Origin of the sequence: Caulobacter sp. ErkDOM-E, from assembly GCF_048541895.1 — a bacterium.
In the GTDB taxonomy this organism is placed as follows: domain Bacteria; phylum Pseudomonadota; class Alphaproteobacteria; order Caulobacterales; family Caulobacteraceae; genus Caulobacter.
Genome location: NZ_CP183331.1, coordinates 3,495,719 through 3,517,248, shown reverse-complemented (window position 1 = coordinate 3,517,248; position 21,530 = coordinate 3,495,719). Strand labels below are relative to the sequence as shown.

Below are 21,530 nucleotides of genomic sequence, written 5' to 3'. Positions count from 1 at the left end.
CGTGATAATCAACCGGTTCAATCTCAAATTCCGGACGCTGTTCTGGGTCGCCGCCGTGCTGGCGGTGGCGGCGCTGCTGCTCTTGGCCTTCCGTCCACGACCGGTTCTGGTGGACATCGCCGAGGTCACCGCAGGCCCCTTGACTGTCGCGGTTCGTGACGAGGCGCGAACGCGGGCCCGCAACGTTTATGTGGTGTCCGCGCCTGTCTCCGGCCGTTTGATGCGGATCGGCAACCGCGCGGGCGAACGGGTTGAGGCCGGGGCGGTGATCGCGATCATCCAGCCGGGGCCGGCGACCTTCATGGACGAAAGGTCCCGCCAGGAAATCCAGGCCGGGGTCCGTTCGGCCGAGGCCGCCCTGGCCCTGGCGCGCGCCGAGCTGGAAGGCGCTGAAGCCCGGCTGACCTACGCTCGTCTCGAAGCCGGCCGTACCGAGACACTGTTCGCCGCATCGGTCGCGTCGCGGAGCGCCCTCGACCGCGCACGCCTCGACGTCCGCACCGCCGCCGCCGTCGTGGGCAATGCCCGCGCTGGCGTCGGCGTCCAGCAAGCGGCGCTCGAGGCGGCCCGCGTGCGTTTAATCGAGCCAACCGCCGCGCGGTCCGGCGGCCGGGCGGTGGCTCTTCGCGCGCCGGTGACAGGCCGTGTTTTGCGGGTGCTGCAGGAGAGCGAAAGCGTCATCGCCCAGGGCGCGCCGGTGATCGAGATCGGCGACCCTCGCGATCTGGAAGTGGTCGCCGAGCTCCTGTCGAGTGACGCGGCGCGAATTTCCGTAGGGGCGCCTGTCGTGATCGACGCTTGGGGGGATGGCCCGGCGCTTGAGGGCCGTGTCCGGCAGGTCGAACCCTATGGCTTCCTCAAAGTCTCGGCCCTCGGTGTCGAGGAGCAGCGGGTCAATGTGATCATCGAGCCAGTCAATCCTCCTGCAGCCTGGGCGGCGGTCGGCCATGGCTATCGTGTGGAGACGGCAGTCACGGTCTGGCGGGCCGAGGCAGTGCTTCGGACGCCTGTGTCCGCCCTGTTCCGGCATCAGGGACAGTGGGCGGTATTCAAGGTCGAAGGTAACCGTGCTCGCCTGCAGCGGGTCGGGATCGGCCACAACAACGGGGAACTGGCCGAGGCCCGCGCCGGGCTGAAGCCGGGAGAGCGGCTAGTGCTCCATCCGGGGCAGTCCATCGCCGATGGCGTCGCGGTGCGCATTCGGACTTCCACGCCGAACGGCGAGTAGCCTTGCCTTGATCTTTGGTCGCGCCTCGCCTGTGCGCAGGTTGCGAAAACTACTCGCCTGAATGTCGTGTTTCTGGACCGGTGCTTGAGTCCGCAATTGGCGCAAAGCCGCACCAAGTTTAGACGAGACGATCCGGCTGGGCCTCAGTTTCGGCTTGGAAGAAGGCCTTTTCTTCCGGGGTCAGGCTAAGGTCACCATACAGCTCTAACTCGAACCCGAAGACCTCGAGGACGACCGTCCTCCTGACCCTTCCCTCGTCGGACAACAGCCACGGGTTTCTTCGCACAATCTTCCGCAGCAGCCAGCGCGGCAGTTTGATATCCATCCCGGCCTCCTTCGCAAATCTCGAGCGAAGTTGCCGAGGCGACAGGTCAGAATCGGACGCACCGATTTGCGACGGCGAGTGCCCCGCAGCCTTCTTGCGACCGCTTCGCGTTATTGACTGTCTTGGGTTGGAAATGGGTACGCGTTAGGTTGCAACGACAACCGCATGGCGGCCCGGAAGGGACTCGAACCCCTGACCTTCGCTTTAGGAAAGCGCTGCTCTATCCTGCTGAGCTACCGGGCCGCGCGCGCTGTGCGGGCGCAGGGTCAATAGCGCAGGATGGCGGGCTTGCGAACCCCGTCTGAGAAGGGGACGCAATGGGGCTGCTGGCTCGTCTGAAGTCATTGTACGTGCAGGTGTTGATCGCCATCGCGCTGGGCATACTGGTCGGTGCGCTGTGGCCGACGATCGGGGTGGCGTTGAAGCCGCTGGGCGACGGATTCATCAAGCTGATCAAGCTGGTGATCGCGCCGGTGATCTTCTGCACCGTGGCTGGCGGCATCGCCCGGATGGGCGATATCAAGGCCTTCGGGCGGGTCGGGGTGAAGGCCCTGATCTATTTCGAGGTGGTCTCGACCGTCGCTCTGGTGATCGGCCTCATCGTCGGTCGCGTCGTGCAGCCGGGAGCGGGTTTCAACATCGACCCGGCCTCGCTGGATCCGGCCATCGCCGCCGGCTATCTGGCCAAGGCCCACGAGGGCGAGGGCCTGGTCGCCTATCTGCTGCATCTGATCCCGGACACTTTCTTTGGCGCCTTCGCCGAGGGCAATCTTCTGCAGGTGCTGGTGATCTCGGTGCTGACCGGCTTTGCCTGCACGCGCCTTGGCCCGTTCGGCGACAGGGTGGCCGACGGTCTGGAAGACCTGGCCAAGCTGTTCTTCGGCATCATCCACGTGGTGGTGCGGTTCGCGCCGCTGGGCGCGTTCGGGGCCATGGGCTTCACGATCGGCAAGTACGGACTGGAGTCTCTGGTCCAGTTGGGCGCCCTGGTGGCGACCTTCTATCTGACCGCCCTGATCTTCGTGCTGGTGGTGCTGGGCGGCATCGCGGCGGCGGCTGGGTTCTCGATCCTGAAGTTCATGGCCTATATCCGCGAGGAACTGCTGATCGTGCTGGGCACCAGTTCCTCCGAATCGGTCCTGCCCCAGATGATGGAAAAGCTGGAGCGGCTGGGCGCGCGCAAGTCGGTGGTCGGGCTGGTGATCCCCACCGGCTACAGCTTCAATCTGGACGGCACCAATATCTACATGACCCTGGCCACCCTGTTCCTGGCCCAGGCGACCAACACTCACCTGACCCTGTGGCAGGAGCTGAGCCTGCTGGGCGTGGCCATGCTGACCTCCAAGGGGGCCAGCGGCGTCACGGGGGCAGGGTTCATCACCCTGGCGGCGACCCTGGCCGTCGTGCCCGAGATCCCGATCGCCGCCCTGGCGGTGCTGGTCGGCGTGGACCGGTTCATGAGCGAGTGCCGGGCCCTGACCAATCTGGTCGGCAACGGCGTGGCCACCCTGGTGGTGGCGCGCTGGGACGGCGCCCTGGATCGCGAGCAGTTGGCGCGCGAACTTCGCAAGGGCCCCACAGCCACGGCGGCGCTGGTCGCGGACAAGGGCGCCGCAGACTGAGGGACGGACTGGGGGCGTTGGGTCTGCAGCCGCAAAGCTTGACCCTTCGCCTTGCCCCGTCGCCCGGCCCGATCGGCCGCCTCCAGCCCCGCGCCCCCAAAGAAAAACGCCCTCCGCCGCGAGGCGAAGGGCGTTAAATCTTCAAACGCCGAAGCGTGTGATCAGGCGGCGACCGAGGCCTTGACCAGCGACTTGGTCAGGATGCCGATCGCGGCGTCGCGGTCGATGCGCTCAATGGCGGCCACTTCGCGGGCCATGCGGTCCAGGGCCGACTCATACAGCTGGCGTTCCGAATAGGACTGTTCCGGCTGGTTCTCGGCGCGGTGCAGGTCGCGGACGACTTCGGCGATCGAGATCAGGTCGCCCGAATTGATCTTGGCTTCGTATTCCTGGGCGCGACGCGACCACATGGTGCGCTTGACGCGGGCGCGGCCCTTGAGGGTCGTAAGCGCCTGCGACACCACATTGCCCTCGGCCAGGGGGCGCAGACCGGCGGTCTTGGCCTTCTTGGTCGGGACGCGGAGGGTCATTTTCTCGTGGTCGAAGGTGATGATGTAAACTTCGAGCGACATCCCGGCCACTTCCTGGGTCTCAACACCCTGGATGCTGCCCACGCCATGCGCGGGATAGACGACGTGATCGCCAACCGAGAATTCCAGACCGCTCTTGCTCATGTTCGTCCTCATCAATGCGAGCCCAAGGGGCCCGGAACACCGTCATTCCAGATCGGTCCATTAGAGACAGCCCAGCGACCGCGAACTGGGCGCGGGAGCCAAGCCAGGACAGGATTTGGAATTAACCTCTAAGACACCCTTCGCCTTCGATCGGGCGCGCCGGTTGAACGGCTCTTCGACAAAAAACGGACAGCCGCGAATTGCCGCAACCGTCGCGTTGAGGCCGACGATATCATAAAATTCAGCCTCATGAAAGGCTTGCGCCCGGTTCCGGACCCGTAAGGTCGGCGGATCAGGAGCCCTTGCCGGGCTTTTCGCTGAAGTATTTCTCGAACTTGCCGGTCTCGCGCTCGAAGTCGTCGCGGTCGGCGGGCGGCTCGCCCTTAACCGTGATGTTGGGCCAGACCTTGGCGTAGTCGGAATTGATCCGCAGCCACTTGCCGTCGGCCTCGTCTTCGGTGTCGGGCTTGATGGCGTCGACCGGGCACTCAGGTTCGCAGACGCCGCAGTCGATGCACTCGTCGGGATTGATGGCCAGGAAGTTCTCGCCCTCATAGAAGCAGTCGACCGGGCACACCTCGACGCAGTCCATGTACTTACATTTGATGCAGGCGTCGGTGACGATGTAGGTCATCGAGAACTCGATTGGTGCTGACGGGGCTCGGCGCGCGCGTTTTCGAAGGCGCGGGGCCGCTTGTCAATGCGGCTTGCTCGCGCGAGGCCACAGGAATTCTCGCTGCGTCGTCAGAGATGCGCGCGCGGAGGCGCTCAGAGCGACCGCCGCCGCGACGACGGGTCATCTGGGCGCTCATGATTTCTTATCCAAAATAGCGCCAGTCTCCGAGCCAGGAAACGCTCAAAAAAAACAACGTCGAGAACCCGACACAATGATCAAGTCGACTGCGGAAGTCAGGTGTCTGCCAGAGTCCGAGACCGGACCGGCGCGCCTGGCCGACTCACGCGCCGTCGCCTTCGCACAATTCGTGCTGCAGCTGCCATTCGCCGCGGCGTTGCTGGATCGTGATCTGTGTCTGCTGGCCGTCAGCCGCGAGTGGACCGCCCATGCCCTGGCGCCGGATCTGCGTCCGGGCGTCGATGCGCGTCGCGCCCTGGTGGCGGGCGAAGACGTCCTGGCGCTGATGAAATGCGCGCGGGCAGGCGACGCCTTCTCGCGTTATCTGCCGACCCTGGACGCCGACGGCGTCCAGCGCATCTGGCGCACCGAGTTCAGCGCCTGCCGCGACGAGGGTGAGCAACCCTATGCCGTGATGGTCACGGCCCGCGACGTCACCGGCTATGCTGAGGCCACCCTGCGGGCCGAGCGCGATCAGCAGCGCCTGCGCATGGCGCTGGAGCTGGATGGCCTGCTGGTGCGCGAATACGACCTGAGCACCCGTGAAGTGGTGTTTTCGGGCGCGACGCCGGACCTTGAGAAGTGGTGCCGGTTCAAGAACGACCCGCTGGAGATCATCCATCCTGACGACCGGGACCGGGTGGCCGCCCTGGTGGCGGCGCGCAAGCCGGGCGAGACCGGGGTCTATGAGTTCCGCCTCGATCGCGATGACGGCGTCGAGACCTGGGTGCGCTCGGCCAGCAAGATGCTAATCGGGGCCAATGGCCGGCCCGAGCGACTGGTCAACCTGTTCAAGGACATTACTGACCGCCGTCGTCAGACCGAGGCGGTCGAGACCCTGGCCTTCAAGGATCCGCTGACCGACCTGCCCAATCGGGCCCTGTTTCAGCACAAGTTCCAGGAGGCGGTCAGCGCGTCCGAGTTGCTGGGCGAGATGTTCGGCCTGATCATGATCGACGTCGATCACTTCAAGGACATCAACGACACCCTGGGCCACGACGCCGGCGACGCCCTGCTCAAGCGCCTGGCCGACATGCTGCGCCACGCCTTCCGGGCTGACGACACGGTGGCGCGGCTGGGCGGCGACGAGTTTGCGGTGATCCTGCGCGGCCTGCACTGCGAGGCCGACATGCTGCGGCCGATCCAGACCCTGCAGGAGCTGCTGCGCCGCCCCATCGAGCATGGCGGCCGCAGTTTCACCTGCAGCGCCAGCATCGGCGCGGCCCTGCACGGCGACATGGACGCCGACCCCTCGCACATGATCAAGAACGCCGACATCGCCCTCTATCGGGCCAAGGATGCGGGCCGCAATCGCAGCGTGGTGTTCCAGCCCTCGATGCGCTCGGAGCTGGAGCAGCGGATCGAGCTGTTGCGCGACGTGCGGGCCGGCATCGCGGCCGGCGAGTTCGTGCTGTTCTACCAGCCGGTGGTCGATGTGCGCGAAGGCGGCGTCACCGGTTTTGAGGCCCTGATGCGCTGGGCCCATCCCGAACAGGGCATACTGGCGCCCGCCCGCTTCATGGCGGCGTTCGAGGACCAGGACCTGTCGCTGAAGCTGGGCGACGTGGCCTTCGACACGGCGCTGAACCAGATGCGCGACTGGATCGACACCGGCGTCGACTTTGGCCGGGTCGCCGTCAACATCTCGGCCGCCCAGTTCCGCAGCGGCCGCCTGGCCGAGGAGATCCAGGCGCGCCTGGCCCATGCCAGGGTGCCGTGCGACCGGCTGACCATCGAGGTCACCGAGAACGTCTATATGGGCTGGGGCTCGGACATGGTCAGCGAGACCGTCAAGCGCCTGCACGACGCCGGCGTGATGATCGCGCTGGATGACTTCGGCACCGGCTATGCCAGCCTGGCCAATCTGCGGCAGTTCCCGATCGACCGCCTGAAGATCGACAAGTCCTTCGTCCAGAACACGCAGGACGAGGCCATCGTCAGGGCGGTGATCACCCTGGGCTCGTCCATGGGCATGAAGGTCGTGGCCGAGGGCGTCGAGGACGCCGAGCAACTGGCCAAGCTGATCGGCTATGGCTGCGATCAGGTGCAGGGCTATCACTTCGGCCGGCCGATGCCGGCGGCGGAGGTGCCGGGGTTCCTGGCGGGCTTTAAGCAGTAGGGCTATTCGCACCCTCCTGGCTGCTTCGCAGCCGTCCTCCCCCGTAGGGGCAAGAGCGCCGAAGGCGCGGCGGGGGCAGGTTTGCTGCTACCCCACAGCCTCGTACAATTCCCGCGCCTCACGCGCCGACCCGCGTCGTTCGCCCGAGGCCAGCACCCGCACCGACACCAGCCGCCCGCCGAACCCGAACACCAGCACATCCCCAGCCTTCAGGGTCCGCGACGGCTTGTCCACCCGGCTTTCGACACCGCCGCGGGTCAGCCTGATGCGGCCTTCTTCCACAAAGCGGCAGGCCAGCGAGCGGGTCTTGAAGAACCGCGCGCGCCACAGCCAGACGTCGGCGCGGCAGGCCTCGTCAGCGCCCTCGCTCACGAGGTTGCTTTCTGGGCGGCCGCCTTCCGACGACGGGGCTTCTTGCGGCGTGGCGGCGGCTCGGTCAGCTTGGCCAGGGCGGCGAACGGCGAGTCCGGGCGCGCGGCGATCGTCACCTCGGCCTTGGCCGCGCCGCGCCGCTTCCAGATGATCGGGGCGTCGGACTTGGGCCGGATGGCCGGCGTGTAGTCCAGGGCCCGCAACACGGCCGAGCCCTGGGGCGCTGTCCAGTCCAGGCTCTGCAGGGCCGCCTCGCTCAGCACCACGCCGCCCGGTTTCTGCTCGGCCCGCAGCAGGTCGTCCAGCCGCTCCAGCATCTCGACGGGCGCGGTGAAGCCGCTCACCGCCCGCAGGCCGCTGGCGGCCAGTTCCTGCGCCGAGGGTGGCGGCGAGGGCAGGGCGGCCAGCCTGGCCCGATCGCCGCGCCAGCCGTCTGGGCTCAGCGCCCGGGCGCAGGCGATGGCCTCGGGCCGCAGCATGGCGGGCAGGTAGAGGCTGAAGGCGCCGATGCGAACGCCCAGGGCCTTGAGCGTGCGGCGTTCGGCCTGGCTGAGGGCCTTCAGCTCGGGCTCCAGCGGGCGCTTGTCCAGCACTCCGCAGGCTTCCAGCAGGCGGTGCGCCAGGCCGCGTGGCAGGCCGCGCAGCTCGGACCCGGCCAGGGCCCGCTCCAGTTTGCGCAGCGGCGCCAGATGCCGATCGACCTCGGCGACCAGGAAGGCGTCCAGCCGGCGTTCGGCGCGCTCGCGCACGGTGGCGGGGCCCAGCTCGCCCAGCAGCCTGGCGCGGGGTGACAGCAGGGCGCCGCCGCCTGACGTCGAGGCGGGGCGCACCACCCCGGCGATCTCGCCGCGCCACAGGATCGCGCTATCGGGACTGAGGGCGAAGGCGTCGTCGGCCTCGCCGCTCAGGGCGCCCAGGCGCTTGGCGATCTCGGGACCCACCGCGCGCACGGCCGCATTGCGCAGGGCCTTTTCCTCCAGAGCGCTGGCGCCCTTTTCGGGCGTGAAGGTGACGCCGGCCAGGTGACCCACCACGTGGCCCTCGACCGTCACGGCGCCGTCCTGGCCGACTCCCGCCAGCATGGTCTCGCGCTCGCCCAGCTGGCGCATCAGTACGCTGGTGCGCCGGTCGATGAACCGGGCCATCAGCTTTTCGTGCAGGGTGTCGGAGATCCGATCCTCAAGCTGACGGGTCACGCCCTGCCAGTGAGCCGGATTGGCCAGCCAGTCGGGGCGGTTGGCGATATAGGACAGGGTCCGCACGCCCGACAGCCGGCCGGCCAGGCTGTCAATCTCGCCATCGGTGCGGTCTAGCGCCTTGAACTGGGCATTGATCCAGTCTTCCGGCAGCCGCTTCCTGCCCGTCGTCAGGTCGTCGAACAGGGTCCTGACCATGCGTTGGTGATCATCATCGGTGGTCTTGCGGAAGTCGGGCGTCTGGCACACGTCCCACAGGCGTAGCAGGGCCGAGCGGTCGGCCTTGCAGCGGGCGATGACATCGTCCTGCTGCGACAGCTTCCTCAAGGTGCGCTCATCCAGCACCTCGTTGGACAGGGTCAGCCCTGCGCGGCCCGGCCCTTGGCCCAGCGACTTCAGAAGCAGCGGCAGCGAGCCGAAGTCGAGCCGGGCGCTGCGCCATTCGGCGGCGATGATCGGCTCGAACTGGTGGTTGACCACGCTCTCGACGAGATCCTCGTCCATCTCGTCGCAGTCGCCCGTGACGCCGAAGGTGCCGTCGCGGGTATAGCGCCCGGCGCGGCCAGCGATCTGGCCCACCTCCTGGGCGTGCAGCCAGCGGGTGCGGACGCCGTCGAACTTGCGCAGACCGGCAAAGGCTACATGGTCGACATCCATGTTCAGGCCCATGCCGATGGCGTCGGTGGCCACCAGGAAGTCGACCTCGCCCGATTGGTAGAGCGCCACCTGGGCGTTCCGGGTGCGGGGGCTCAAAGACCCCATGACCACGGCCGCCCCGCCGCGCTGACGACGGATCAGCTCGGCGATGCCGTAGACGGCGTCGGTCGAGAACGCCACCACGGCGCTGCGCCGGGGCAGGCGGGTCAGCTTCTTGGAGCCGGCGTAAGACAGGTTGGAGAACCGCTCGCGGCTGACGATCTCGGCGTCGGGCAGCAGGCGACGGATCAGCGGGGCCATGGTTCCGGCCCCCAGCAGCATGGTCTCGAACTTGCCCCGGGCGTGCAGCAGGCGGTGGGTGAAGATGTGGCCGCGTTCGGGATCGGCGCACAGCTGGATCTCGTCGATGGCCAGGAACTCGACCTCGCGGGTCAAGGGCATGGCCTCGACCGTGCAGACGAAATAGGCGGCGCGCGGCGGGACGATCTTTTCTTCGCCGGTGATCAGGGCCACGGACGCCTTGCCGCGCAGCTTGACGATGCGGTCATAGATCTCGCGCGCCAGCAGGCGCAGCGGCAGGCCGATCATGCCCGACGCATGGCCCAGCATCCGCTCGACGGCCAGGTGGGTCTTGCCGGTATTGGTCGGGCCCAGGACCGCAGTGAGCTTGGAAGGCGCCAGGCCGGTTGAACGGTCGCTCATGCGATCAGACATGGTGCGGGAATCGGAGGGAGGCAAGCACTGGTGTGCGCGGGGCCGGCGACAGCGCGTCGAGCGGCGCCGGAGCGAGAATTGACAGCGCTGGGCATCTGCGGTCTCAGAGTCCGCCGTCTCGCCGCAAGATTCAGTTTCGGCGGGCGATGGGCAGGGAAATTCACGTGACGGATATCATCGCCAGCACCCTGGAAGTCGCCGGAAAAGTCCTGTCGGCCAACGGTCCCGCCACCCTGGCGGCGGCCCAAAGCTACACGCCGACCGATTTCAGCGTGCACTTCTTCCTGCAGCTGGCGGTGATCCTGCTGGCCTGCCGCGTGGTCGGCTGGCTGGGCCAGAAGTTCCTCGGTCAGCCCCAGGTGGTGGGCGAGATGATCGCCGGCGTGGTGCTGGGCCCATCGCTGCTGGGCCTGCTGTTTCCGGCCTTCCAGGGCATGCTGTTTCCCAAGGAAACCAAGAACGTCCTGTATGTCGGCGCCCAGCTGGGCGTGGGCCTCTACATGTTCATGGTGGGCACCAGCTTCCAGGCCGATCACTTCAAGGCCAAGGCCAAGAGCGCGGCCAGCGTCTCGCTGGCCGGCATCATCGCGCCGTTCCTGATCGCCGTGGCGATCACGCCCTTCCTGCTGAAGGTGCCGGGCCTGTTCGCCGAGGGCATTTCGCAGTCCAACGCCACCCTGTTCATGGGCGCCTGTATCGCCCTGACCGCCTTCCCGATGCTGGCCCGCATCATCAATGAGCGCGGTTTGGCCAAGACCTCGCTGGGCACCCTGTCCCTGACCGCCGGCGCCTTTGACGACGCCGTCTCGTGGTGCGTGCTGGCGGTGGTGCTGGCCACCTTCGGCGGCGGCCCCGGCGTGGCGGTTCTGGCGATCGGCGGCGGCCTGTCCTACGTCCTGTTCCTGGGCCTGTTCGGCAAGCGCCTGCTGGCCCCGCTGGGCCGCATCGTCGAGCGCGAAGGCCAGATGAGCCTGACCGTCCTGGCCATCACCCTGATGCTGTTCTGCCTCTCGGCCTTCCTGATGGACGCCGTGGGCATCCACGCCATCTTCGGCGGCTTCATGCTCGGCGCCGTCATGCCGCGCGGCAAGTTCGTCGAGGAGCTGAAGCAGAAAGTCGAGCCGCTGGCGGTGGTGCTGCTGCTGCCGATGTTCTTCACCTATTCGGGCCTCAACACCCGGATGGACATGGTCAACTCGCCGCAGCTGCTGCTGATCGCCGTGGGCATCCTGCTGGCCTCGATCCTGGCCAAGGGCGTGGCCTGCTACGCCGCCGCGCGTCTGGCCGGCGAAGACAACCGCACCGCCCTGGGCATCGGCGCCCTGATGAACTCGCGCGGCCTGATGGAGCTGATCATCATCAATATCGGTCTGCAGAAGGGCATTATCGGCCCGACCCTGTTCTCGATGCTGGTGCTGATGGCCATCGTCACCACGGTCATGGCCAGCCCGTTGTTCGAGGCCTTCTATGGCCGCAAGGCGCGGGAGTCGGGCGAGCTTGACGGTCTGGAAGAGTCCGCCGCCAAGGCCGCCGCCGCCCCCTGACAGGACAGTCCTACCGGCCCCGTTCGAACGCCACCACGCCGTCGACCACGGTCAGCACCGTCTCGGCGGTGAGGATCTCGGCCGGAGCCACCGTCATCAGGTCCTTTGAGAACACGCTGACATCGGCCTTCTTGCCGGCTTCCAGCGTACCGCGATCCGTTTCGGCGAAGGCGGCATAGGCGGGCGCCCAGGTGAGCATCTTCAGGGCCTGGGCCCGGCTGACGGCTTCTTTCAGATGCCAGTCCTCATTGGCGAAGCCGGTCAGGCTGTGGCGGTGGACGGCGGCGTAGAACTCGATGCGCGGATCGCCGACCTCGACCGGGGCGTCCGAGCCGGCGGCCACGACCGCGCCGCTCTGGAGCATGTCGTTCCAGCGATAGCCCTCGTGCAGGCGGGCCTTGCCCAGGCGGGCAGGGGCGAAATAGAGGTCACCGATGGCGTGGCTGGGCTGCATCGAAGCGATGACGCCCATCTTCGAAAAGCGCGGCAGGTCGGGATCGGCGACGATCTGGGCATGCTCGATCCGCCAGCGGGCGGCGGTGTCGCCGGCCAGGGTCTCGCCAAACCAGTCCAGCACCATGCGATTGCCGCGATCCCCGATGGCGTGCATGGCCACCTGGGCCTTCACGGCCCGGGCCTGCTTCATCAGCGCCAGCCCCTTGTCGCGCGGGGTGAGTTGCAGGCCCGTCCCCTCGGCGTCGCTATAGGGCTCAAGCAGGGCCGCGCCGCGCGAGCCCAGGGCTCCGTCCATATAGAGCTTGATCCCCCGCGTGCGGATCAGGCCGGTGGCGTCCTCGAACGGGCCCTTGGCCAGCACCTCGGCGGCCCCGCTGGGGTCCATGTAGTTGTCGACGCGGAGGTGGAACTTCTTCTCGGCGGCCAGGGCGGTCATCAGGGCCAGGTCGGGCGCCTCGACGCTCATATTGCCAAGGCCGGTCCAGCCGCGCGAGGCATACAGCGCGCCGGCCTTTTCCAGGGCCTGACGCTTGAGGGCTTCTGACGGCGGCGGAATCACCCCGGCGACCAGCGACTGGGCGTGATCGATCAGCATGCCCGTCGGTTCGCCGTCGGGTCCCTTGAGGATCTGGCCGCCGGCGGGAGCGGCCGTATCCTTGCCGACGCCGGCCTGGGCCAGGGCGGCGGAACTGGCGACCGAGGCGTGGCCGTCTGAGCGTTCCAGCACGATCACCCGACCCGGGGCTGCGCGGTCGAGATCGGCCCTGTTGGGGAAGCGCTTCTCGGGCCAGTGGGTCTCGATCCAGCCCCGGCCATAGATCGGACCGTCCGGATGGGCGGCGGCATAGGCGCTGACCGCCTTGATCAGGTCCGCGACCGAACCGGTCTGGTCCAGGTTGAGGGTCAGTTCGCGCAGGCCAACCCCGGTCAGGTGGGCGTGGGCGTCGACAAAGCCCGGAAAGGCCGCGGCGCCCTTCAGGTCGAAGTCGCGAAGGTCCTTGGCGGCCTTGGCGCGGGCGGCGGCCAGGTCGCCGACGAACAGGATCCTGCTGTCGCGGATCAGCACGGCCTGGGCGCTCGGCGTGGCCTCGACCCCGGTATGGATCGGTCCGCCATGGATCAGCAGGTCGCCGGCCGAGGCTGTCGAGACGGTTGCGGACGCCAGCAAGGCGGCGAGGATGATGGGGCGCACGGCGATCTCCAGACAGCAAGAAACGGAAATCGTAGGGCGCCGCTCGAAAGCCGCAACCGCGATGCTATAAATGAGGGATGCAGGGGACCGCTTTCGCGCTTTTTGACACCGTTATCGGCCGCTGCGGCGTCGCCTGGGGCGTTTCCGGGCTGATCGGCATGCAATTGCCCGAAGCGACACCCGGCGCGGCCTGGGCGCGCCTGCGCAAGCGTTTCCCCGAGGCGGTCGAGACGCCGCCGTCGCCCGCGATCGAGCAGATCATCGAGCGGGTGCTGGATCTGCTGACCGGCGGTCGCGACGACCTGACGGACATCCCGCTCGACCTGACCGGCGTCCAGGCCTTCAACCTGCGGGTCTACGAGATCGCCCGCGCCATCGCGCCCGGCGAGACCTCGACCTATGGCCAGGTGGCCCGCGCCATGGGCGAGCCCGGCGCTGCGCGGGCGGTGGGCAAGGCCCTGGGCGAGAATCCCTGGCCCATCGTCGTGCCCTGCCACCGGGTGCTGGCCGCGTCAGGCAGGATGGGCGGCTTCAGCGCCGAAGGGGGCGCGAGCACCAAGGCTCAGATGTTGACCCTCGAGCGGGCGCGGACGAGCCCCGTACCGACCCTGTTCGATCTGGAATTTTCAGTGGCCCCGCCGCGCGGGTCCTGACATCCGCTCTCCCCGGCGAAGGCCGGGGCCCAGATTCAGCCTGAGCTTTTGGGGATGATGCGCCATGGGGCGGCGCAAAAGCGCCTACCTCTGCGGGTTCGACCTGGGCCCCGGCCTTCGCCGGGGAGAGCGGAGTGAGTGGGGCGGCTTCACCGAGCAACACTCAAGTTAACGCCGCGAGCGGAATTGGCGAACAGGGGCGAAACGAATCAGGACCGAATCAGCGACATCGGCCGATTCAGTCTTTGTTCCCTACAAGCCATTGTATCTTAATTCGGATTAACCACAAATGGTCCGTGACGGGGGCTATTTGGCGTCAGCCGGGCAGCTGGCCCCCACGCGCCGGGCGTCCATCACGCCGGCCAGCGGAATTCCGTTGATGGTCTTCAGCTTGACGTCCAGCTTGAAGCTCTCGGCGGTGTAGTCGCCCTTGGCGGTCACCGGGGCCACGCGACCCTTCTTGTCGGTCCACGCACCCTTCAGGGCGATCTTGCCGTCCTTCACCACCCGAGTGGTGTAGTCGCAGGTATATTTGCGGGTGCAGATGCCCTTGGCGAACTGCTCGACATCGGACTGCTTGAGGCAGCGCGACTCGTCCCCGGCCGGGATGGGACCGATCCGGTAGCTGTATTCCCAATGACCGGGAAGAATCGTGGCCGGCGCGGGCTGGGCGGCCTGGCTCAGGCCGGCGGTCAAGGCGAGACCTGCAGCGGTCAGGGCGAGGGCGATCAGACGCATGGGCGGGTGCTCCTTCATGGGCTCTCTATATAGGGCGGCAGATGAACCTGTCTTGAAGGCGGTCGTGAGGCGATCTTCATCCGGGTGGATGGCTCGAAGCGGGCTTGCCGCCTTGACTCGGCAGGCGCCCTTCGCCTATATCGCCCGCTCTCGCGTGGCGGCTCGTCCGGCGCGCCCCGAAATTCATGTCTGCGAAGCTCCGGCTCCGCCCAGCCAAGGTAGTCCCATGTCGCGCCGCTGCGAACTCACCGGTATCGGTCCGATGGTCGGCCACAATGTGAGCCACTCGAACATCAAGACCAAGCGCCGCTTCCTGCCGGCCCTGTCGCCGGCGACGCTGGCCTCGGATTCGCTGGGCCAGACCTTCCGTCTGCGCATCAGCAACGCCGCCCTGCGCACCCTGGACTTCAAGGGTGGCCTGGACGTGTTCCTGCTGGGCGCCAAGGACGAGCAGCTGTCGCCGCGCGCCCTGAAGATCAAGACGCAGGTCAAGGCCAAGGCCAAGGCCGCCGCCCTGGCCGTCGCCGCCTAAGCGACGATCGCGACCAACTATTGAAAGGCCCGCGAGGAGCGATCCTCGCGGGCCTTTTCGCGTCTGTGCGCCGGCGCCCTGCCAAGCAAGGTCCAGACAAAGCAAAACCCGGCGCGGAGGACCGCGCCGGGTTTGGTACGCTACGCTACTGAAACAGGTCGGCTTAGCGGGCCGAGACAACCGAACCCGAAGCCGGGTTGGCGGTGTTGTAGGCGGTCAGGGCCGGGCTGTTGATCTTGGCGACGGCGTCGCTGACCGAGGCGCGGATGCAGGCGGGGTACAGGTAGCCGGACATGGCTTCGCCGCGAACGTCCTGCCAGCAGACGGTGCTGGCGGCTTTGACGATGTCGGCGCGGACTTGCTCGGCGGACTTGCCGGAAACCTTGACGCGGAGTTCGGTGGCCGAAACGGGAGCGGCGACGGTCAGGGCGATGGCCGAAACGGCCAGGGCGATGGTGCGGATCATGTTGTGTAGTCCACGAAAGGGGGTTGGGTTCAACCTCCTCCCGACGCGTTCCTCTGACGGTCCTTCCGGTTCTCGCCTGCTCGGCCGTCGACAAAAGTCATAGTCTTGCCTTTTTGGGTTATCAACGATTATGTTGCGCTGCACCTGAATTTCTTCACGTCTGCCTCGACATGAAGCGAGCGGCGAAGCGGGGGCTTGGCGGCGCCCATCAGGTCGGCATGGACCTGCGGGTTGGGTTCAACCTCCCCCCGACGCGTTCCTCGGACGGTGCGTGGGTCTCGCCTCGCAACCGGCAAAACGCATAACCACGTTGTCAGTGCGCGCGAGATACTGCAGCGCAACATGGAAGTATCGCCGGCAATGCGCTCACCGTCTGCGGACGGGCTTTTTGCTCTTGAGGGGCGCGGGCGGCGGTGGCGGCGGCGTCCAGTCGAAGGCCATCAGCAGGGTGCGCTGGCCCGGCAGGCCGCCGTCGTCCGAGATCAGATAGACGCGGGTGGCGCCTGAAGGCGTGGTGCTCAGGGCCAGGCCCTCGTAGTTGTCGCGCGTGGTCGCGCCGTCCAGATGCAGGCTGGCGACGGCGGTCTGCCGGGCGGGCGGCGCCATCGGATTGGCCACGAACCGCAGGATGCCGCGCCAGCCCCGGATGGGGTCGAAGCCCCGGTGGAAGGTGGCGATGGCCGGGCCGTTGAACGCGGTCATTGCCGTCAGGCCCCAGGTGAAGTCCGGACCCTGCTGCGGGGCCAGCGCCTGGCAGGCCGCCGACAGCTTGCACAGCCAGGTTTCGCCCTCCTCGCCGCCGACCAGATAGGCGTCCGGGCCTGCGGCGGGATAGGCGGCCAGGGCCTCCATGCCCTCGTTGTAGGGAAGGATCGTGGCCGGCTTGGGCGCGGGGCGCGGCGGCCCGCCTGCCGCCGGATAGAGCCAGATTCGATGGTCGCGCTCGAAGCTGATCAGGCGATCGCCGTTGGCCAGGATCGCCAGGCCCTCGGCGTCGGCCTTGTCCTTGTCTTGCAACGGCTGACCATCGGGGCCCTTCAGGCCCTCCAGCTTGCCGTCGCTCAGGCCGATCAGTCGGCCGGCGGGATCCAGCACCAGCCGAGCCTGGAAGAGATCGCCAAAGTCGGTAACGGCCGCTAGCCCACCGTCCGCGGTGATGGCCAGATCCGACAGACCGTGCAGGCGCGAGGTCTCGGAACTGGTGATGGCGACGCCGCCGGCGAAAACGAAGCCTTCAATCGTGGTCCGGGCCGGGTTGGACGCATCCAGCGGCACAGGGGTGGTCTGCAGGGCGATCTCCGGACCGGCCTTGACGGGAACCACGGGCAGGGGCGGCGGGAGCTTGCGGCCGCAGTGGCTCAGCATGCCGGCGGTCAGGGCCAGCACCAGGCCGATCCGCAGGCCGATCATGCAGGAACCTTGCGAGCCGCCTTGGGAGCCGAGGGCTGAACGGTCTGCAGCGGCGCCAGCAGGCCGCGCGCCTTCTTGACGGCGCGGGGCTCCTCGTCGAAGAGCGCGGCCAGTTGCTCGACCAGAACGCCGCCCAGCTGTTCCACATCAACGATGGTGACGGCGCGGCGATAATAGCGCGTCACGTCATGGCCGATGCCGATGGCGATCAGCTCGACCGGGCTCTTGCCCTCGATCTCGGCAATGACCTGACGCAGGTGGCGCTCCAGATAGTGGCCCGAATTGACGCTCAGGGTGGAGTCATCCACCGGCGCGCCGTCAGAGATCACCATCAGAATGCGGCGGGCTTCGGGCCGGCCGATCAGGCGCTGGTGGGCCCACATCAGGGCCTCGCCGTCGATATTTTCCTTCAGCAGGCCTTCGCGCATCATCAAACCGAGGTTCTTGCGAGCCCGGCGCCAGGGCGAGTCGGCGGCCTTGTAGATGATATGGCGCAGGTCGTTCAGGCGGCCCGGCGCTGGCGGCTTGCCGGCCTTGACCCACTCGTCGCGGGACGTTCCGCCCTTCCAGGCCCGGGTGGTGAAGCCCAGCACCTCGGTCTTGACGCCGCAGCGCTCCAGCGTGCGCGCCAGAATGTCGGCGCAGACGGCGGCCACCATGATCGGCCGGCCGCGCATCGAGCCCGAATTGTCGATCAGCAGGGTCACGCAGGTGTCGCGGAACTCCTGGTCCTCTTCCTGCTTGAAGGACAGAGGGGCGGTGGGGTCGATGATCACCCGGGTCAGGCGGGCGACATCCAGCATCCCTTCTTCCAGATCGAAGGTCCAGGCGCGGTTCTGCTGGGCCAGCAGGCGGCGCTGCAGCTTGTTGGCCAGGCGAGAGACGACGCTGGAAAGCGCCGACAGCTGCTGGTCGAGATAGGCCCGCAGCCGGGTCAGCTCCTCGGCGTCGCAGAGGTCCTCGGCCGGAACGATCTCGTCATAGCTGTTGGTGAAGATCTTGTAGGCCGGCTCGCCGGGCTGGGCGGGGCCGCTGTCGGGACGCGCCGGCTTGGCGCCGTCGCCCATCTCGGGGCTCTCGTCGCTGTCCTCGGGCTCGCCGTCCTGCTCGGACTGGACCATCTCCTCGTCGCCCGCTTCGGTTTCGCGGTCGGAGGTGTCGGTTTCCTGCGGGGTTGAGCCCTCGGACTGATCGCCCTCGCCCTCGCCCGGATCCTCGTCGGAGGTCTGGTCCTGCTGGTCCTGCTCGCCGTCGTCCTCGTCGGAGCTCTCGGTGGCGTCCGACATCTCCTCGCCCAGATCCAGGTCCCGGAGGATCTCGCGGCTGACCCGGGCGAAGGTGGCCTGGTCGTCGATGGCGGCGGCCAGACGGTCCAGGTCCTTGCCGGCCTTGGCCTCGATGTCGGCGCGCAGGATGTCGACCAGGGCCTTGGCGCCCTCGGGCGGCGCGTCGCCCGTCAGGCGCTCGCGGACCATCAGGCCCAGGATCTCGGCCATGGGCGCCGACTGGCGATCGGTGGCGACCGTGCGGGTCAGGCCCTGCTTTTCCAGGCGGGCTTCGAGCGCGGCCGTCAGGTTGGCGCGCACGCCGCCCATGGCGTTGGCGCCGATGGCTTCCAGCCGGGCCTGCTCGATCGACTCGAAGGCCGCCTGACCGTCAGGCGAAGAGGGACGGGCGCGCGCATGGGCCTGCGTGTCATGGTGGGCCAGACGCAGGGCCATCTGGTCGGCCAGCCCGCGGATGCGCGCGGCTTCCTTGCTGTTGAGGTCGCGCGGGGGATGGGGCAACACCGCGCGCTTGCCCATCAGCACCGGGCCATCGCCCGAGAACACGACCTCAAGATCGGGCATTTCGGCAAGCGAACGCGCGGCGTGCGCCAGGGCGCGCTTGAAGGGTTCGGTCGGGCTTTCGGGCTTGGACGCCATGACTATCGGTTACCGGCCCCGGGCGGCGAAAACAAGGAACGCTGTGCGCTCTGGCGGGTTGTTTTGTCAGAAGCGCTGCCGGCTTCCCAAACAAGGAAACGCATCATGCTGAAGTGGGCCATCATCCTCGCCATTGTCGCCCTGATCGCCGGGGCTCTGGGCTTTACCGGCCTCGCCGGCGCGGCTGCGGGTGTCGCCAAGATCCTGTTCTTCCTGTTCCTGGTCGGTTTTGTGCTGGTGCTGCTGCTGGGCGGCGTCATCTTCAAGGGCGCGAGCCGATAGGGGCAAGCGTCAGGGGGAGCGCCAGCGCTCCCCCATCGTGCTGGCTCTAGGGGGCCGCAAACGCCTTCGACTGCTCGCCGACCAGCGCCACCAGGTCGCCCATCGCCAGATTCACGTCGATCAGGTGCAGGCCCCAGTCCTTCAGCGGCTGGCCGAAGACCAGGAGGTCACCGGTGATGTCGTCGACGCGGGGATCGGCCGGGTCGGCGTTCACATCCACCGACAGATAGGTGAAGTCGCCGGCGCTGACGCAGCGCCCCGAGACCAGGCCCGGCGCGGAAACGAACGGCGTCGTCACCTTCACGGACTTGGCCCAGGGCTTGGGCGTGGCGGCCGAAGAGCCCATGCCCCCGGCGCTGAAATAGGCCTGCAGGGGTACGGCGTCAGTCTGGGTCTTGCCGGCCACAAGGGCGGCGGGGTTGACGCAGGCCGAGCGCAGGCCTTGCGGGTCGGTCCTGCCAAAGCGGCTGGCGGCCGGCGGCGGTGAAGAACTGCGGAACGACACATAGGACACCACGCAGCCGGTCTGGCTGGCGCTGGCGCAGGTCGGGATCGAGCCGTACTTGCCCGCCGCGTCGACCGGCGTGTTCATGCCCAGGATCAGGGCCGAGATCATCTGCTTCTGGACCGGCTTGCCGTCGATCTCCTCCTTCAGCAGTTGCAGCAGCATCCGCGAGCCCTGGCTGTGGCCGATCAGGACCACGCCCCGGCCCTTGTTCTCCTGCGTCAGGTAATGGTTCCAGGCGTCGCGCACGTCGGCATAGGCGAGGGCGGCGTCGCCGGCCTGTCCGCCCATCATCACCTTGCGCAGGGCCGCCAGGGTGATCTGGCGATACATCGGCGCATAGATGCGGCACTGGGCCCCGAACCGCGTGAGCTGGTGCTCGACCACCGAACGCTCGGCGGCGTCGATGGTCATGTCGCTGTTGCCGCCCGGATCGGTCGAAACGGTCGGATAGACATAGAAGCAGTCCACAGGCGCATTGGCGGCGGGCTTGAAGGCTTCGCTGCTGGCCTTGCCGTCGGCGGTGACGATGGTCGTGGTCTGGTCGGTGGCGCAGGCATCGGCGCGGCCCGGAAGGCACAGCCAGTTGTCGGCCTTGGCGTAGTCGTTCGGCGTGGCGGCCGACGGCGTCTGGGCGCAGGCGGCGCTTCCCAGGATCAGGCCGGCGGTCAGGCCGATCGCGGCCAGCATGGTCTTGGACATCGTTTCCCCACTTCGCGCTCAAACGCTTGTTTGGGAGACCATGGCAAAAGGCGGCGGCCGCGCCAAGGCCCTGAGGTCCAGTTGCCATGGCCCGGTTGTTGCGGCGCGGCGGGACGCCGTCCCGAAACGGCACGTGTTTTTGAGTGCGAACCCGATGAAGACGCCGTTCAGGACCCTTTTGCTCGCCGGCTCGATCGTGGCCGCGACGAGCCTGGCCGCGCCGGCCCTGGCCGATGGCTATCCCGCCGCGCTTCAAAAGGCGCCCGCCAAGCGACCCAAGCCCGTGACCAGGGTGGTCTATGTCGACCGCGTCGTCGAAAAGCCCGTCTATATCGACCGGCCGGTGGATCGCGTCGTCGAAAAGATCGTCGAGCGCCGCGTCGAGGTTCCGGTGGTCAAGGTGGTGGAAAAGATCGTCGAGAAGCCGGTCTATGTGGATCGGCCCGTCGACCGCGTGGTCGAAAAGATCGTCAAGGTCCCGGTCGAGCGCATTGTCGAAAAGCCGGTCTATATCGACCGCGTGGTCGAGCGGCCGGTCCAGGTGGCGCGCGACTGCGATTGTGGCCCGCGCCATGAGCGCCGGCGCGAGGATCACCGCGCCTCGGGCGGCGTGATCATCAGCGACGAAACCTACGAGTCGGAAAGCGCTCGCTACGAGGAGAGCCAGGAAAGCCGCTCCTGGGACGGGGCGGCCTATTATGGCGGCAACCAGAACTTCTCCACCCGCTACGGCCTGGGCGGCGGCTGGCTGCCCCAGCCGGTCGATATCGCTCCCGACCATCCTGTCGAGCCGCCCTATATCGGCGGCGGCTATGTGGGACGTCCCTCCGGCGGACGGGGCGGCGGCTATTATGGCGGCGTGGTCGGCGGATCCGGCGGCGGCTGGGCGGGCGGTTCCGCCAGAAGCTCGGCTTCGGCCACAGCTTCGGCGTCGAGTTCGGTTCGCGTCACGGTCGGGGGCGGCGGCTCGGGTTGCGGCGGTTGCGGTGGCAAGCGCTACTAGGACTCGGTCTGCACCGGCAGCCAGCGGCGGGGGAACTTGTCGCCCAGCGCGCGGATCTCGCCGGGCTTGAGGCCCAGTTCGCGCATCCGATAGGCCACGATCTCGCGGATGGCCTCGACCGGCTCCGTGCCCCGATAAGGGCTGGAGGCCACGGCGCCGGCTTCCAGGGCCAGATCGACGGCCGCCCATTCAGCCCGGGCCCGCTCGGGCTTGCCGACCCCGAAATAGTGCCGGACGGGCGCGCGTTCGCCGGCGATCTCGACCATCACGCCGACAACCCAGCCTTGAACAAGAAGATCGGCGTCGGGGCGCTGGCGGAACATGGCTGCTGCTTGGCCGCGCGCGGGGGCGGCGTCAACCGG

General features: G+C 67.7%; 20 protein-coding genes and 1 tRNA gene. 8 read left to right on the top strand and 13 right to left on the bottom strand.

Annotation, left to right across the window (positions count from 1 at the left end):
• The first annotated feature begins 1 nt into the window (after position 1).
• Positions 2-1,228: an efflux RND transporter periplasmic adaptor subunit gene (locus tag ACN2C7_RS17215; RefSeq protein ID WP_419318598.1), complete on the top strand. Its 1,227-nt coding sequence runs from the start codon at positions 2-4 to the stop codon at positions 1,226-1,228.
• A gap of 118 nt (positions 1,229-1,346) precedes the next feature.
• Here ACN2C7_RS17215 and ACN2C7_RS17210 read toward each other — a convergent pair whose 3' ends face one another.
• Entirely contained in the window at positions 1,347-1,553 is a 207-nt protein-coding gene (locus ACN2C7_RS17210) for a hypothetical protein (RefSeq protein WP_419318596.1), read from the bottom strand.
• 166 nt (positions 1,554-1,719) lie between these two features.
• Positions 1,720-1,796, bottom strand: a tRNA-Arg gene (locus ACN2C7_RS17205).
• A gap of 92 nt (positions 1,797-1,888) precedes the next feature.
• On the opposite strand from ACN2C7_RS17205, the gene ACN2C7_RS17200 reads away from it, so the two are divergent.
• The gene (locus ACN2C7_RS17200; protein ID WP_419321493.1) at positions 1,889-3,175 is read left to right on the top strand and encodes a dicarboxylate/amino acid:cation symporter; all 1,287 of its coding nucleotides are present in this window, start codon (positions 1,889-1,891) and stop codon (positions 3,173-3,175) included.
• A gap of 161 nt (positions 3,176-3,336) precedes the next feature.
• On the opposite strand, the gene ACN2C7_RS17195 is transcribed toward ACN2C7_RS17200, so the two are convergent.
• Positions 3,337-3,849: a CarD family transcriptional regulator gene (locus ACN2C7_RS17195; RefSeq protein ID WP_419252620.1), complete on the bottom strand. Its 513-nt coding sequence runs from the start codon at positions 3,847-3,849 to the stop codon at positions 3,337-3,339.
• A gap of 292 nt (positions 3,850-4,141) precedes the next feature.
• Positions 4,142-4,483 (bottom strand): ferredoxin FdxA, encoded by a 342-nt coding sequence (fdxA, locus tag ACN2C7_RS17190; RefSeq protein ID WP_035043467.1) that lies wholly within the window; start codon positions 4,481-4,483, stop codon positions 4,142-4,144.
• Between the two features lie 253 nt (positions 4,484-4,736).
• On the opposite strand from fdxA, the gene ACN2C7_RS17185 reads away from it, so the two are divergent.
• Positions 4,737-6,821, top strand: a complete 2,085-nt coding sequence (locus ACN2C7_RS17185) for a putative bifunctional diguanylate cyclase/phosphodiesterase (protein ID WP_419318594.1) — start codon at positions 4,737-4,739, stop codon at positions 6,819-6,821.
• An 87-nt stretch (positions 6,822-6,908) separates the two neighbouring features.
• On the opposite strand, the gene ACN2C7_RS17180 is transcribed toward ACN2C7_RS17185, so the two are convergent.
• Positions 6,909-7,193 (bottom strand): RNA-binding S4 domain-containing protein, encoded by a 285-nt coding sequence (locus ACN2C7_RS17180; RefSeq protein WP_419318592.1) that lies wholly within the window; start codon positions 7,191-7,193, stop codon positions 6,909-6,911.
• Positions 7,190-9,748 carry a helicase-related protein gene (locus ACN2C7_RS17175; protein WP_419318590.1) on the bottom strand — a complete coding sequence of 853 codons (2,559 nt, stop codon included), beginning with the start codon at positions 9,746-9,748 and terminating at the stop codon, positions 7,190-7,192. Before ACN2C7_RS17175 ends, ACN2C7_RS17180 begins: the two co-directional genes overlap by 4 nt.
• 176 nt (positions 9,749-9,924) lie before the next feature.
• Between ACN2C7_RS17175 and ACN2C7_RS17170 the strand changes: the two genes are divergently transcribed.
• Positions 9,925-11,304 carry a cation:proton antiporter gene (locus ACN2C7_RS17170; RefSeq protein ID WP_419318588.1) on the top strand — a complete coding sequence of 460 codons (1,380 nt, stop codon included), beginning with the start codon at positions 9,925-9,927 and terminating at the stop codon, positions 11,302-11,304.
• 10 nt (positions 11,305-11,314) lie between these two features.
• Here ACN2C7_RS17170 and ACN2C7_RS17165 read toward each other — a convergent pair whose 3' ends face one another.
• The gene (locus tag ACN2C7_RS17165; RefSeq protein ID WP_419318586.1) at positions 11,315-12,952 is read right to left on the bottom strand and encodes an amidohydrolase; all 1,638 of its coding nucleotides are present in this window, start codon (positions 12,950-12,952) and stop codon (positions 11,315-11,317) included.
• Between the two features lie 77 nt (positions 12,953-13,029).
• Between ACN2C7_RS17165 and ACN2C7_RS17160 the strand changes: the two genes are divergently transcribed.
• A complete protein-coding gene (locus ACN2C7_RS17160) occupies positions 13,030-13,605 on the top strand; it encodes a methylated-DNA--[protein]-cysteine S-methyltransferase (protein WP_419318584.1) in 576 nt (191 codons plus the stop codon).
• A 306-nt stretch (positions 13,606-13,911) separates the two neighbouring features.
• Here the strand turns inward: ACN2C7_RS17160 and ACN2C7_RS17155 are convergent, their stop codons facing one another.
• Positions 13,912-14,343 (bottom strand): DUF3617 domain-containing protein, encoded by a 432-nt coding sequence (locus tag ACN2C7_RS17155; RefSeq protein ID WP_419318582.1) that lies wholly within the window; start codon positions 14,341-14,343, stop codon positions 13,912-13,914.
• A gap of 226 nt (positions 14,344-14,569) precedes the next feature.
• Here ACN2C7_RS17155 and rpmB point away from each other — a divergent pair, with 226 nt between their 5' ends.
• Entirely contained in the window at positions 14,570-14,875 is a 306-nt protein-coding gene (gene rpmB / locus ACN2C7_RS17150; protein WP_419318580.1) for a 50S ribosomal protein L28, read from the top strand.
• Between the two features lie 163 nt (positions 14,876-15,038).
• Here rpmB and ACN2C7_RS17145 read toward each other — a convergent pair whose 3' ends face one another.
• From ACN2C7_RS17145 to cobT, 3 genes are all read right to left on the bottom strand, one after another.
• Complete coding sequence (locus ACN2C7_RS17145) at positions 15,039-15,341, bottom strand: hypothetical protein (RefSeq protein WP_419318579.1); 303 nt, start codon at positions 15,339-15,341, stop codon at positions 15,039-15,041.
• A gap of 366 nt (positions 15,342-15,707) precedes the next feature.
• Entirely contained in the window at positions 15,708-16,751 is a 1,044-nt protein-coding gene (locus tag ACN2C7_RS17140) for an esterase-like activity of phytase family protein (protein ID WP_419318577.1), read from the bottom strand.
• Positions 16,748-18,676, bottom strand: a complete 1,929-nt coding sequence (cobT, locus tag ACN2C7_RS17135) for a cobaltochelatase subunit CobT (RefSeq protein WP_419318575.1) — start codon at positions 18,674-18,676, stop codon at positions 16,748-16,750. Before cobT ends, ACN2C7_RS17140 begins: the two co-directional genes overlap by 4 nt.
• A 105-nt stretch (positions 18,677-18,781) precedes the next feature.
• On the opposite strand from cobT, the gene ACN2C7_RS17130 reads away from it, so the two are divergent.
• Positions 18,782-18,958: a DUF1328 family protein gene (locus ACN2C7_RS17130; protein ID WP_419318573.1), complete on the top strand. Its 177-nt coding sequence runs from the start codon at positions 18,782-18,784 to the stop codon at positions 18,956-18,958.
• 46 nt (positions 18,959-19,004) lie between these two features.
• Here ACN2C7_RS17130 and ACN2C7_RS17125 read toward each other — a convergent pair whose 3' ends face one another.
• Positions 19,005-20,165 carry a DUF3089 domain-containing protein gene (locus ACN2C7_RS17125; protein ID WP_419318571.1) on the bottom strand — a complete coding sequence of 387 codons (1,161 nt, stop codon included), beginning with the start codon at positions 20,163-20,165 and terminating at the stop codon, positions 19,005-19,007.
• A gap of 154 nt (positions 20,166-20,319) precedes the next feature.
• On the opposite strand from ACN2C7_RS17125, the gene ACN2C7_RS17120 reads away from it, so the two are divergent.
• The gene (locus tag ACN2C7_RS17120) at positions 20,320-21,168 is read left to right on the top strand and encodes an IMCp domain-containing protein (RefSeq protein ID WP_419318569.1); all 849 of its coding nucleotides are present in this window, start codon (positions 20,320-20,322) and stop codon (positions 21,166-21,168) included.
• On the opposite strand, the gene ACN2C7_RS17115 is transcribed toward ACN2C7_RS17120, so the two are convergent.
• On the bottom strand, positions 21,165-21,491 hold the full coding sequence (locus ACN2C7_RS17115; protein ID WP_419318567.1) for a hypothetical protein: 327 nt from the start codon (positions 21,489-21,491) through the stop codon (positions 21,165-21,167). The two genes, ACN2C7_RS17120 and ACN2C7_RS17115, sit on opposite strands and share 4 nt — an antisense overlap.
• Between the last annotated feature and the right edge of the window lie 39 nt (positions 21,492-21,530).